Origin of the sequence: Kyrpidia tusciae DSM 2912 (assembly GCF_000092905.1) — a bacterium.
GTDB classification, from domain to species: domain Bacteria; phylum Bacillota; class Bacilli; order Kyrpidiales; family Kyrpidiaceae; genus Kyrpidia; species Kyrpidia tusciae.
Map to the genome: position 1 here is coordinate 2,843,812 of NC_014098.1, position 13,802 is coordinate 2,857,613.

At 56.3% G+C, this 13,802-nt stretch carries 9 protein-coding genes, 1 pseudogene and 1 riboswitch; of the genes and pseudogenes, 2 read left to right on the forward strand and 8 right to left on the reverse strand.

Translation table 11 applies throughout. From position 1 onward, the window contains the following. Positions 1-13: 13 nt before the first annotated feature. The 4 genes from BTUS_RS13905 to BTUS_RS13920 are packed head-to-tail and all read right to left on the reverse strand — an operon-like array spanning position 14 to position 4,710. Entirely contained in the window at positions 14-886 is an 873-nt protein-coding gene (locus tag BTUS_RS13905) for an ABC transporter permease (RefSeq protein WP_013076705.1), read from the reverse strand. Positions 887-891: 5 nt separating this feature from the next. Continuing rightward, the gene (locus tag BTUS_RS13910) at positions 892-1,896 is read right to left on the reverse strand and encodes an ABC transporter permease (RefSeq protein WP_013076706.1); all 1,005 of its coding nucleotides are present in this window, start codon (positions 1,894-1,896) and stop codon (positions 892-894) included. Positions 1,897-1,955: 59 nt separating this feature from the next. Next, complete coding sequence (locus BTUS_RS13915) at positions 1,956-3,575, reverse strand: ABC transporter substrate-binding protein (RefSeq protein WP_013076707.1); 1,620 nt, start codon at positions 3,573-3,575, stop codon at positions 1,956-1,958. A gap of 28 nt (positions 3,576-3,603) precedes the next feature. Continuing rightward, complete coding sequence (locus BTUS_RS13920; protein ID WP_148224906.1) at positions 3,604-4,710, reverse strand: dipeptidase; 1,107 nt, start codon at positions 4,708-4,710, stop codon at positions 3,604-3,606. Positions 4,711-5,208: 498 nt separating this feature from the next. On the opposite strand from BTUS_RS13920, the gene BTUS_RS13925 reads away from it, so the two are divergent. Next, entirely contained in the window at positions 5,209-6,870 is a 1,662-nt protein-coding gene (locus tag BTUS_RS13925; protein ID WP_013076709.1) for a class I adenylate-forming enzyme family protein, read from the forward strand. Positions 6,871-6,986: 116 nt separating this feature from the next. On the opposite strand, the gene BTUS_RS13930 is transcribed toward BTUS_RS13925, so the two are convergent. The 3 genes from BTUS_RS13930 to BTUS_RS13940 form a co-directional block, all read right to left on the reverse strand. Then, positions 6,987-8,381, reverse strand: a complete 1,395-nt coding sequence (locus tag BTUS_RS13930; RefSeq protein ID WP_013076710.1) for an MFS transporter — start codon at positions 8,379-8,381, stop codon at positions 6,987-6,989. 224 nt (positions 8,382-8,605) lie between these two features. Then, the gene (locus tag BTUS_RS13935) at positions 8,606-10,102 is read right to left on the reverse strand and encodes a FapA family protein (RefSeq protein WP_041304361.1); all 1,497 of its coding nucleotides are present in this window, start codon (positions 10,100-10,102) and stop codon (positions 8,606-8,608) included. Between the two features lie 391 nt (positions 10,103-10,493). Further along, a complete protein-coding gene (locus BTUS_RS13940; RefSeq protein WP_280990944.1) occupies positions 10,494-11,441 on the reverse strand; it encodes an EAL domain-containing protein in 948 nt (315 codons plus the stop codon). Positions 11,442-11,534: 93 nt separating this feature from the next. Beyond that, positions 11,535-11,621: riboswitch (cyclic di-GMP riboswitch) on the reverse strand. Positions 11,622-11,951: 330 nt separating this feature from the next. On the opposite strand from BTUS_RS13940, the pseudogene BTUS_RS18975 reads away from it, so the two are divergent. Further along, positions 11,952-12,191 (forward strand): annotated as a pseudogene (locus BTUS_RS18975) (DUF1284 domain-containing protein); the annotation flags it as partial. A 187-nt stretch (positions 12,192-12,378) separates the two neighbouring features. Here the strand turns inward: BTUS_RS18975 and BTUS_RS13950 are convergent. After that, a complete protein-coding gene (locus BTUS_RS13950; RefSeq protein WP_013076712.1) occupies positions 12,379-13,680 on the reverse strand; it encodes a transposase in 1,302 nt (433 codons plus the stop codon). Positions 13,681-13,802: the final 122 nt, after the last annotated feature.

Here is a 13,802-nt window from a genome sequence, read left to right on the forward strand (position 1 = left end):
TCGCAAGCCCCCTTCACTCGCGGCTCCGGGGATCCAGGAGATCGCGGATCCCGTCGCCCACGAGATTGAACGCCATCACCGTGACAAAAATCGCCGCCCCGGTAAACGTGGGGTACCACCACTGGTTGAGCAGATATTTCCATCCCACGCTGATCATGGCGCCCCACTCCGGCGTCGGCGGCTGGGCCCCAAGGCCCAGGAACCCAAGAGTAGCAATCAGGAGAATTGTATCACCAAGGTCAAAGGTCATCTGGACGATGATCGGCGGCAGGGCGTTCGGGACAATGTGCCGGGTCACGATCCAGCCGGAACCCAGTCCGAACGTCCTCGCGGCCCGGACAAACAGCTGCTGGGACAACGACAACGTCTCAGCCCGGGCCAGCCGCACATACGTCGGCAATTTTACAATGGCGATGGCCAGCGCCGCATTCCACAGACTCGGCCCCAGGGCTGCGGCCAGGGCCATGGCGAGCACCAAAGTGGGAAAGGCGAGCACAATATCCATGCTCCGCATCACGAGCTGATCCACCCACCGGCCCCGATATCCCGCGAAGGACCCAATTAGGGTCCCGGCGATGGCCGAGAGCAACACGGCCCCCACCCCCACCCCGACGGAAATCCGTGCTCCATAGAGAATCCGGCTGGCAATGTCCCTCCCCACCTCGTCGGTCCCGAACCAGTGCGCAGAACTCGGCGGGGCGAGCCGGCCGCCGAGATCGACAGCGGTCGGCGAGGCCGGCGCCAGCCACGGGGCTAGAATCGCCACGAGGACAATGAGGAAGGCCACGATCACCGCAGCTGCCGCCAGGCGATTGCCCAGCAACCGCAGGGATCCTTTCCACAAACCAACACTCGCTCCCTTTGTTTCCAACACTTCGGGCGCCATCCCGCTCACCTCCGAATCTGCGGATCCAGGGCATAATGAACGAGATCCACAGCCAGGTTGATCAACACATATGCGGCGGCGATGACGACCGTGAAGCCCATGATCGCCGGAAAGTCCAGGGACGCGATGGACTGCACCACGTACTGGCCCATTCCCGGCCAATCAAAAATTGTTTCCGTCACCACGGCCCCGCCCAACAGGGACCCAAAGGACAACCCGATCACCGTGATGGTGGGAACCATGGCATTGCGCAGACCATAACGGATGAGGAGGAACATCGGGCCAAGACCGTTGGCCCGGCCTGTCAACATGAACTCCTGGGATAAGACTTCGATCATGCTCGACCGGACCTGCCGCATGATCACAGACATTTGCACATAGGACAACGTCACGGCGGGCAACACCAAGTGCCACAGGCTGTTAAATAAATCGGCCCAATATCCGGTCAAGGCGCTGTCCACGGTATACAGGCCAGTGATCATCGGGGGTTTTGGCAAATCGATGTCCAGGCGCCCCGACGCCGGCAGCCACCCCAAATGTCCGTAGAAAATCAAAATCAACACCAGCCCGCTCCAGAACACGGGAATCGAAACTCCGCCAATGGAAAAAAACCGGGTGACATAATCCCAGAAGGTGTTGCGTTTCACCGCCGCAAGAACGCCGAGGGGAATCCCAAACAGCACGGCTATCAGAAATGCGTAAAGCACCAGCTCCAGGGTGGCCGGAAAGAAAGTAAACAGGTCCTGGGCAACGGGCTGCTGGGTGCGGATGGACGTTCCCAAATCCCCGTGAAACAACTCTTTCATGTAATCGAGGTACTGCACCCACAGCGGCTGATTGAGGCCGAGCTGTTCACGGATCGATTGCAGCGTCTCCGGACTGGCGTAAGGACCGGCCATCATCTGGGCCGGGTCCCCGGGAATGACGTGGGACATCAAGAAAGTGGCCACCGTAACGCCGAAAAGCACAAAAACCAGCATCAACAACCGCTGTCGAATGAGATATCCCATCGGCACCACCCGTCCTGTCGATCAAGAGGCCCCGAACCGAAACCCGGGGCCTCCCTTCGTCACTTCGACATGTCGGCCAAATTGTAGATCTGTTCCAGCATGGGATTGTAAACGAATCCCTTCACATCACTGCGCATCGGGAGCAGATAATTTTTCTGGTACAAGTAGATATACGGGGCATCATCGATTACGATTTTTTGCGCATCGGTATACAACCGGGTCCGGGTCGCCTGGTCCTGGACGACGGCGGCCTCGCGAATCAGACGATCCACCTCGGGGTTGGAGTAAAAGGCGCGGTTCCCCGCCAGGCCAAAGTTTTTCGAGTCAAACCAGAAGTTCATGAACATGTAGGGATCGGCGTAATCCGGGCTCCACACGCCGAGAGCCAGATCGAACTGCCCCTTGTCCAACATGTCCCGCTCGGTGGCGTATTCCACCTGTTGTAGCTTCACGTTGATCCCAATCTGCTTCAAATTATTCTGGATCGCCAGCGCCTCGGAAGGCCACCAGGGCATGTGGTCGGAATACAGAAGGGTGAGCATGGGCACCTGGACCCCGGATTCGGCCAACAGTTGTTTCGCCTTGTTCACGTCGTAGGTGTACTGGGGCAAGCTGTCGTCGTGGCCCCAAAGGCCCTTTGGAATCGGCCCCCGCATCTGGGTGGCGTACCCGCTCTGGGAAGACTGGATGATACCCTGATAATCCACGGCGTAACTGATCGCCTGGCGCACCTTCTTGTTCTGTAGCGCCGGACTCCCCTTCGACGTGTTCAGATACACGTAATCCACCAACATGCTGGGCTGATTGATCACCGTAATCCCCTGCTCGGAAGACAGCCTTTTCAGTTGGTCGGCGGGGATCCCTTCGGCAATGTCGATCTGGCCCTTCTCCAGTTGGAGCCGTTCAGCGGACGCATCGCCGAGAATGCGAAAATAGACTTTAGAAAGTTTCGGCTGCGTACCGCTGTACGACGGGTTGACGGTCAGCTCCAGATACTGCCCTTTCTTCCAGTCCGCCAATTGGTAGGGCCCCGAACCCATGGTGTGATCGGCCAAATAGGCCTGTCCCATGTCCCCGTTCTGCTCGTGCTCCATCACTTTTGGATTCACAATACTCGCGTAATTGGCGGCCAAGGTCGACAGAAAAGCCGGGAATGGGTGTTTCAGAATGAACTGAACGTGAGTGGGATCCAAAACTTTGACTTCCTGAAGCTCATCGAAATCACCGGCGGGCCCCTTGTTAATCTTGAGCAGTCGGTCAAATGTAAATTTCACGGCATTGGCGTCCACCGGCGTCCCGTCGGCAAATTTGTTGCCGCTTTGCAGCGTGAAAGTCCAGGTTTTCCCTCCATCCCCCACCTGCCAGGAGGTGGCGAGGGAAGGTTTTACTTCCGTACTCGCTCCGTCGTATTGCACCAATCGCTGATAACAAGGATACGTGATTTTCCAGGCCGCGTTATCCATCGTCACCGCCGGATCCAGGGTGCCCGTGTCAGACGGCATCGCCACCGTCAGCGTGGATTTGTCCCCGGACCCGCTTTGTCCCGCCGGGTTGCCCGACGAGGTGGGGTTTGAGGCACAGCCGGCCACAACCATCATGCCGGCCACGATCAGCCCCAGCGCCTTGATCCGCCCTTTTTTCACTTTGCCCCCCATACGGGGCCGAACCCCAATCCTCATATCCATCCGCCCCTTTGATCGATGTTAGTCACCGTAAAACATGGCTCATCATGCGCGAAGCATTGGCAAAAGCCACTTTTTCGATCTCTGCGTCGGTCAGCCCTCGCTCACTCATTCTTTCGAGCAGCCGAGGCACATCCTCCACAGACCGGAGTTCTGCGTTTTCAGGAACCTGAAAATCCTCATCCGTTAAATAATCCATAAAATCGAATCCGAAAGCGATGTGGTCAATGCCAATCAGGTCCGCCATGTAGAGAATGTGGTCGATAAACCGATCCATCGTCGGGTGATCGAGGTCCACGAACTTCGGGTAGGCGTTCAACCCGATGACCCCGCCCCGGGCTCCGATCTCCCGGATGTGGCGATCCAAAAGATTCCTGGGAACATCACAGAGCGCCCGGGCGTTCGAATGGGAAGCAATAACCGGGCCATCCGCCACGTCCAGGACCCCGTCGATGGAAGTATCGTCAAGATGCGACACGTCCAGAACGACTCCTTGGGACTGAAGAGTTCGGACCGTGTGACGGCCAAAAGCGGTGAGCCCCGACATTCCGGCCCCACTCCCGGGATCTCCCGCCGCCCCGGCGATCCGGTTGCTCGTTCCCCAGGTGAGAATCGCGTGGCGCAACCCCATGGGCCCAAGCACCCCCAAGGCCTGCCGCAGCTTCTCCTCCAGTCCGGGTTCTTCGCCTTGAAAATCTTCCGCTGGCCCGGGATTCTCTTTGCCAACTCCTCCGGCCACCAGAGTGTCCGCAGTTTCTTCTCTCATCTCTAAGAGCGGCCACTGCTCGACAAAGGAAAGCCCCTCCACGCCCAAAAAAATACCCACTTTTCCGGCATCCACGGCGCCGGTCAAGCCCTCCGCCGTCCTCACCAACTCCGCCTCTTCCCGGCACTCCCCCAAGTCCGCCATCAGCGAACCGAGTAGTTGCAAAAAGCGACTCGGGCCAACGGAACGGTATTGAGGTTCTACCCACAGCACTGCAATCATCGCCCGGACCCCGGCCCGCATCAAACGGGGATAATGGCGCCGGGCAAATACCCGTTGTTCCCCCTTGGCTCGCCGAACGGCAATATCCGTCACGATATCCGAGTGCAGATCGAACACATACGGCATGCTATTCTGACCTTTCAATCCGTTTCATCGCCCCCACCCACTTCAGCTTTACCGGCACTTCGATATATTAAATTCTATTGGTTGATTTATATTATATTAAATATCCGCCCCAGCGCAATAGGTTGAACGCAAAAAAGCCAACAACACCCGAAGAGTTTCACCTTCAACTCTTCGGCAGGCCTTTGAAGAGTGAGAACACGAACGATCTTCGCACCGTTCCCGAATCGCACCTCATTGGCATGGGGGGCAGACAACAAGTGGAGACGCCCAATTTGCGGACGAAAACCGGATCGCAAGGTTTACCCGCGAATGCGGCGTAATGCTGTGGGCGAGAAGGTGTCGGCGATCTCGTCCAGGGACAATTCGTCCTTCACGCTCACAAGATATTTTTCGAGTAATCGAAAAAGCGTATAATGAATCAGTGGGACAAACCATAAAAGCAGCCAAGCCTATCACCCGAAAAGTCTCGAGGTAGCGGATCACTTGTCCATTCACACCTGCGAGGGGGAGAATGCGATGGAAACCTATACCTATGACGTGCGGATGTTCAAGGAGACCTTTGAGTACGGGTTCACGTACATCAACGGCTTCATGCGAAACGTGCACCGGTTCGCCCATCGTCCAGCTGTGACTTGCCCGCTTCGCAACCGGACGTGGACGTATGCCGAACTCAATCGAGAAGTGAACCGGCTTGCCCACGCGCTTTTGGGAGACGGGATTGGCAAGAATGACGTGGTCATGTACCAACTGCTCAACTCCTTCGAGTTCGTGTTGAGCTATCTTGCACCTCAAAAAATCGGGGCCATTAACTGCCCGATCAACTATCGCCTCTCGCCTGGGGAAACGGCGTTTATCATTGACGACAGCCAGCCGGCGGTGTTCATATACGATGCGGAGATCCGGGAAACGGCGGAGCAGGCGTTGGCACTGGCTCGGCACAAACCGAAACGGATCGTGATGGTCGACCTGAACGGCGATCAGCAAACGCCGGAAGGTCACGTTCCGTTCGCCGAGTATGTCAACAATCAGCCGGAGGACAATCCGCCCATCGAACGTCCGTCCCACATCTACGATGAAACCACCCGCCTTTATACCTCCGGGACCACGGGCACCCCCAAGGGGGTACCGCTGAACAACATCAACGACGTCCTCTCCGCCCATGACGTGGCCATGCATTTTCCTTTAAGTCCCGTCGATAAAACCATGAACATGAGCCCCTGGTTTCACCGCGGGGGACTCCACTCTGGCGGGCCAACCCCCACCCTCTACGTCGGGGGTGAGATTGTCATTCTGAGATATTTTAATCCGAGAACATGCCTGGAGTATGTAGAGAAATACGGGTTGACCTTTTTGATCGGGGCCCCGCCCATGCTAAAAATGCTCTATGAACAACAAAAAAAGAATCCCGCCGATTTGACAGGGTTGAAGGGGATCGTCACCATGGGGGCGCCCTTGGAGAAAGAGGACTGCATCCGGTTCCAGGAGACCTTGACACCGAATATTTTCAATGGATATGGGACGACCGAGGCCTTCTGGAACACCTTCTTGCGGCCCTACGATTTGCCGGATCACTCCGGCGCCGCCGGTCGGGCCTGCACCGACGACGAGGTGGTGGTCGTCAAGGTGTATCCGGACCGCCGGGCGGAACCGGACGACTGGGTGGCCAAGGATGGCCAGGAAATCGGGGAGATCATCGTGAAAGCCCCGGGCAAGACGACCTACTCTTACGTCCATGCCGGGGAGGACTCGGAGCGGGTTTTTTACAAGGGCTGGATCTACATCGGAGATGTCGGAACATGGGATGAGGACGAGTACATCACGGTGGTGGGCCGCAAGACCAACATGATCATCTCGGCCGGCGAAAACATCCACCCGGTGCAGGTGGAAGAGATTTTAAACCAGCATCCGAAAGTGAAAGAATCGGTGGTGGTCGGAGTGCCGGATGAGCTCCGGGGGGAGGCGGTGGTGGCCTACGTCATCAAGGCGGACCCCTCGTTGACGGCGGCGGAATTGAACCACTACTGTAGCACCCACCCGATGCTTGCGAGCTACAAGAGACCGCGTTTCTACCGGTTTGTCGAGGAATTGCCCTTCACCGCCACGGGGAAGAAAAAGCACTATGAAGTGAGAGCGATGGCGCTGGAAGACCAGAAACGGGGGCTGTTTGAACGGCTTTAAACCTCATCGGGACTGTCGTTGCGGACTGGGCGTGGGTCGGTCCACCGGGCCTCCCCACGCATACCCGTCCGCGCCCGTCTAACGGGTGTCCCCCGCGGCCCGAGACGCGCCCACCGTCAGCCCTCGGACCGCCCCGGGAGCCGCCAACTCATCCAAATCACCGCCATGCCCAGCATCGCCAACACGGTACCCAGTTTGTGCAAACTCGCCGTATCCAGCTGATGGCCAAAAAACAACCCGAGCAATACCGTGGAGAGAATCGTCCCCATATAGCGGGACGTTTGAAACAACCCCGACGCCACGCCGATCACCTCTTTCGGCGCCACTTGAAACAGGGCGGTCTGGAGCCCGACGTTATTGAACCCGTTGCTCACCCCGAGCACCGACAAACAAAACACCAGCCACGCGATGGAAGAGGCGCTGTGAAGGGTCCAAAACAACGCGGACCCCGCAGTCATGCAAATCCCTGCCAGAACCAAGGGTGGACGCACACCCCCCTTGGCCACCCAGCGGCCGGTCAACGGGGCGACGATCACCCCGAACCCGGCCACCGCCAGCATCAACAGCCCCGTCTCCTGGGCGTTTAGGCCCCGGGCCTCCTGGAGATACGTCGGCATTCCAAAGAAAATCGAGTAAAAAATCACGTTCACGGTCACGAATTGCACCAACACCCAGGTGAGGGACAGATTGCGCCGAAACATCCGCACATCCAAAAATGGCGTCGCCACCCGCAGTTCCACGGCCACCAGCAGCGCGCCGGCGGCGATGGCCAGAATCCCGGCGCCCCAAATCGGGTGGTCCGTCACCGAAAGGAGAAAGAGCAGCCCCGTGACGATGGTTCCGGCAAAAAGCACCACGCCTGGAACATCCAAGTATCTCAGCCAATCCGGCAGCGCCCCCGCCCGCTTGCGCGGCTTGTCTTTTGGCAGCACCGCCAAAGCCATCCCAAACCCCACGATGACAAAAGGAAAATTCACCCAGAAAATGGCCGGCCAGTCGCCGTAGTGAACGAGCACGCCGCCAATCGACGGCCCGAAGGCCGCCGCACCAGACGAAAACACCGACAAAAATGCCAAGGCCTGGGACTGACGCTCCGTGATGACATGGCGCACGATGCCCATCCCCGCCGGATAGATCGCCCCGCTTCCAAAAGACTGGATCAGCCGGAAGACGATCAACCACCCGTAGGACGGGGCGAAGGGAGCGGTGGCCGAAGAAACCGCCACCAGAATCAGGCCGGAAAGAAACACCTTTTTGCGTCCAAATAGATCGGCCAGCTTGCCCATCACCGGCTGGGCGATGGCACTGGCCAAATAATACGCCGAGATTAACCATGACGCCGCCGCAAAATCCAGCCCAAAGGCGTGCTCCAGCCGGGCCAGGGCCACAGCGACGAGCGACGAATTGAGCGGGTTGAGCAGCACCCCGAGGGCGACGGTGAACAACAGAAGATTCCTGCGCGGCAACGCCGGCAGATCTGTCCCTTCTCGTCTTTCTGTCTCCAGTTCCACGATCTCCCGGCCTCCCACGTATAGTCAGGCTCGGATTATTCCATCGACGACCCGCCGTTCACCGGCGCGCACGATCCCCATCCAGTATATCATTCGTAGCGCGAAAATTTCCAAAGGCGGGATCAGCCTGGGTAAGTACACCTTGGGCATCACGGAAGGAATGCCCGCAACGAGCCGCTTCATCTCCGAAATACATGCTGATTGAAAGGAAAGTGTTCAACCTCTCAGGCGAGTCGTCCAGGAGCAGTGTTCGGACCTTCATTGCGTTCCTCCCACAGCTCGGTGTTGTATTCGACAACCAGATTCCTGTTTCGGGTACGCCCCACTTGCAACACCGTATTGGGATGCCGTAAGCGAATGCGAATCTTCCCAGACGGATTGTCGACTTTTGCACTGCTCTCGATACCGAAAGGAGTGCCCATTTCTTCAATATCGATTAAATTTTGCGCCGCGAGAAATCCGCCCCGCATACTGCCGCGTATGAGAATTGAATTTCCGGCTTCCAAAGAGCTGGCGTAAGTACCAGGCCCGGTAACCACAATGCTCCCGGATGCCCTCACCGAACTGGAGGTGACACTGGCCGCCTTCACCGAGGCGGGTTCAGTGTGTTTCATCGATTCGATCTGGAAGATGTAATCAACCAACATGTGGTATAAAGCCATCACATGCTGTTCAGTGATGTTGGTCCTGCCAATGCCGAACCACCTTGAGCGGATCTCACGCACGATCTGGCGATACCGATCATCTGCGTTCAGCACTCCATCAGTCTCATTGCAGAAAGATTGCAGAAAACGTTCCAGATCCGGATGACGGGTGGTAAGCAGTGCGTCCGCCAACAACCCCAGGTGTGTACCCTGGTCAATCCGCTGCCTGGCGTGCGCCACCAATTCTTGGAACTCCGCGTGAAACTTCTCATATTCCACTATCCCTTTTTTCAACAGTTCATAAATTGTCGTGTACACAAGTTTGGATGCTCCCGCTACGATCTGCGACCCCACAATGGCATCATTGACCGACACACCACGTTCTCCCAGCACCGTGGAGTGGAACACACCGCCATTTACCCGCACGGTTCCCGTGGCTTTGATATAGCTACCATCGAGTACCGACCCCAACACCACAACGTCCCCGTCAAATTCAACTTTCCCGTCTTTGCTGGAGAGATCGTGGTCAATCACCAATTCCGGGATTATATCGATATGACTTTTCGTAAAGAGCAGTCGGCCACTACGAACTGCCACGAGGCGGTTATTTACTTCTATCACACCTTGCCCCAGCGTTGGCAGCGAGCGATGCACCGGGCATGGAATCTCCCTGCCGAACACATCCCGCCCCGGCGCACCCGGTATCTCTGGTTCCAATACAGCGACCGTTGTCCCAATCCCAATGGATGTAATGCGCATCTGACGCTGCAGAGGATCGTGTACCTTCGGAAGTTCAACCCGTCTGTAACGAGCCGCTCGGCCTGGAACGGGGGGAGTTCCCCGCAACACGATACATTCGGTCGTGTTCTTGGCCTGAGCAATGGTCTCAACTCCTGTCGGATCAAGTACCCCGACGTACCCCTCAGACTCCAACCGTGCGACAATTTCGGCGGTGCCCAACGGATCGGGAAGCCTATCGATTGTTTCGATTTCTAGCACCGCACGATGCACACCGCCCATGTCTCTGAGGCGATGCTCTTGACCCGGTGTTACGTCGATTCTCCCAATGACTTCCATGTTGTCCTTCGTCACTTTTGTAGAAAACTGGAGCGATGGCAAACTCTTGGCCAGCGATACCTCGATATGCTGATTTTCATGAACAACGACCTCCCCGACACATTTCTGTCCGTCAACCGAGGGTCGTCGGGGATGACAATTGTCGCAAATGAACCTTCGTCGTCAGGGTCAGAGACAATAAGCTGATTGTTCACCACAGTGACAGTTCCATGCCGCACGCTTCGTATCTCTTCATCGACTTCAACCGACGGGAATGATGGCGTCTCAAGTTCGGATGAACTTGACAGGCGAGGTTTGAAAAGCCAATGCCTTACTCTCTCCAGCAAGGACCGCATTCTCTCACCTCCCATCCTTGTCCGTCACCGCCAACGACACGGAAGGTGATTCTGTGCTACAAATCATTGTGGAATAATCGATGGTACAGATAGATCAGAGTATCCAGTTCTTGGCTTTTCTCTACCACTGCCTTATCGGTCAATGAGCGGTCCCTATTCCGAGCAAGATTCGCCAACTCAGTCCTCTTGCTCTCAATTTCACTAACCAGATCCGACAGTTCACTGATGGACATCGGGCGTGACCAATAATACCCCTGACTTACATTGACACCGGCTTCCCGAATGGCATTCAGATCTTCGTAGTTTTCCACTCCCTCAGCAATGACTGAATTGCCGGACTCCATAAATCTCACTAAACGGGATAGAAATCGCTGTTTTGAAGAGGAGATCGAAATCCCTTGAATCACTGTACGGTCTACTTTGACGAAATCGGGGTCGAATTCCAAGAGGCCCGCAAGACTGGTACTCCCAGCACCAACATCGTCAAGGGCAATCCGAACGCCGAGGGATCGTATGGATTTAATCATTTGCGACAGCAAAGTAGGGTCATACGATATGTACTCGACGATTTCGATCACAAGTTGGCCTGGTTGACACAGTCCCTCTCGAAACAAAACTTCGAGCCGTTCAACAAAGGACTCCTGAACGAAGCTGCTCGGCATCACATTCACGTACAGGGGCATGGCACTGATTTCAGGGGGCAACAGTCGGAGGCGATTTACACTGATGGTGAGAGCCAATAAATCAGCTTCCATCGAGCGGTCGCTTTCGTAAGCAGCGCGAAACCAAACGTCCGGCGGAATGAAACGGCCGCCGTACTGAGGACGGCTGAGTGCCTCATGAGCACAAATGACACCCTCGGCATGATTGACGATGGGCTGATAAACCACTTCAATCGTTTCGCGTTGAAGGATCTCATCTACACTCCGCCACAGGGGATTGTATTTATTTGGGTTTTTAGGGGATTTATACCCCCCCCCCCCCCCCCCCCCCCCCCCCCGGATGAGGGTTTATTTGGAAAGTTCTCCAATTTCTTCACCCTCCTCTGTCATGATGTAAAAAGCGCCCTTTTCCTGCAGGGCGCCTTATCCTGTTCGAGTGGCAACCCGGCGATCATAGGCACATGTGCCCTTAGACCCGTGGCTTTGCGTCCTAGCGTTTCCGCTAGTTTGCCCTGATACAACTCTATGGATCTATTTACCTTTTGATAGCATAATCCTACATTATTCGACATCTGTCAAGGGTCCGCAATCACGAGCCTTTTTCGATGTCCTGTTTTCTCAGAACAGCCGACAAGATTACCATTGGCGTGTTGTTTTCTGACCGCTTCTTTTTACCCCTTATCCGTCCTGACCTTTTCAGCATCGAAAAAGGCTCGACCAAAAAATGTCTTGACAATGGGGTCCATCTCAGATGCAATATTAGGAAAGAATCTCTGAACAAAGGAGACGAGAAGCCGTCCGATGTTTCGATTGCGGGGCCACCATCTCCTGTGTCTGCTCGGATACAGAGGCATGGGATACTCTCCAGAATATACCATAAACATGACTCACCTTCACCAGACCTTGCTCCGGGTACCTCAAACGCACATTCTCCTCGTGGCCGGACCGGATGATCTGTGTACAAAGTTTCCGGAATCCCAGCCCTATCACTGCGAAGATGCGAATATCTATGAACGCGACTCCGCCGTCCTTGAGAAACTGGAACTGCGGGTCGGGCAGAACCTTCCGTGGAGCAAAATTCAAGAACGGATCCGGGAGAGCCTTTTTCGATGTCCCTTTTTCCCCGGACCTTCAGCACGAATCCCATCGGCGTGGCGAGTTTGGTATGTCCATTATCTGGTTTATCATCCACAGGTTGGATGGTTCAGGCCATGCGAAACCGGGGTCAGGTTCTTGGTTACCTGGCCCAGGAGCTCCACCTTCTACGATCGCGTTCCGTTTAGGACACGCTGCGAACCAAGCTCCTCATGCGTTCTTGCTGCTTCTCCCGCACCCTCCCCAATGCCATCGCCAGCATCACGCACAAAGCCAAGCCGCAGCGCAACCGCATCTTGGCCAGCCCACGAATGGTGTGCCGTTCAAATCCAAACGAGACGTCCAATCGGCTGTTTACCCTCTCCACCGCAGTCCTGTACCGGTATTCCTTCGCCCATTTGTAGCTCTCCCGGGCAATCGGCGTGAAGATCCGCCGGTCCACCGCGAGCGCCACCCGCACCCCTCCGGCCACGGGGCACTGTTCCCGCCCTTGACACGTGATCCCGTACGCCTTGGCTGGACATACTTTTTTCAGCGTCCCCCGGTCTTTCTCGAACCCACCATTGCTCATCTGTTGCCGGGCCCCTGTCTCTGGACAGTAACAGTACACCGCTCCCCCCTCGTCATACACCACATTCGTGTGTCCCGGTAATAACCGCGTTGGCTCCCCGTCTTTCCACATCCGCCTCGTGTCGATCACGGGCTTGATCCCATATTCATCCCAGCAGCGACTCAGGAGTTTCGAGTCGTCGTACCCCCGATCCGCCGTCAGGACCTCGGCCTTTTTCAACATCTCCGGATGGCGTTTCTCCATCTCATCCAGCAGGACATGCCCTTCTTTGACGTCCGAGCGCGACCCCTTGGTCACCGTATACGCCACAGGCAATTCATGCTGAGCATCCACCACCAGGTGGAGCTTGTAGCCAAACCACCGGACCACTTTCTCCCATGTACTCCCGTCCTCGCGGGTCCCACGATAGGTTTTTACCCCGTATGCTGCATCCAGATCCCGCCGTCCGTCTTCCTTCTTTTCTTTCGAGGGACGGGACGCCCACGAGGCGATTGCCTTACTGTCCATCGCCAAACGACGCCCGAAATCCGGAAGTTCCTCACTCAGGGTCTTCACCAGCTCGTCGAACATCGATTCGATCCACGATCCGTGCTCCATCAAGCTGCGGAGAAATCGGGTGTAAGCGGCTGCGCTGGGAACTGCGCGCAACCCACAGATCGACCGCAGCTGCCCGTTTCGAGAGAGTTCCCGACGTAAGCTCTCGATCGACGGGTGCTGAAACACGATTCCTGCCAACATCGAGTTCCACATCGCCCGTACCGGGTAGTCATCTCGTCCATGACCTCTCGATTTCTCCAGATGCGCCATGAGCGCTTCGTCCGGCAGATGTTCCAGAACCAGCCGGAGGCGTTCCAAGTCTCCAAGCGGCTCAATGTCTTCCCAGGAAAACAGTTCGAGTTGTGGTATAATGGCCATAGGGTGAGTCCTCCTTGTTGGATCATTTGTCTAACCACTATTCTAACAAAAGAGGACTCACCTGTCTTATTGGACTGGGGTGAATTTGTCCGAATCTATCCCTCCCCCCATTCAAAACCCCT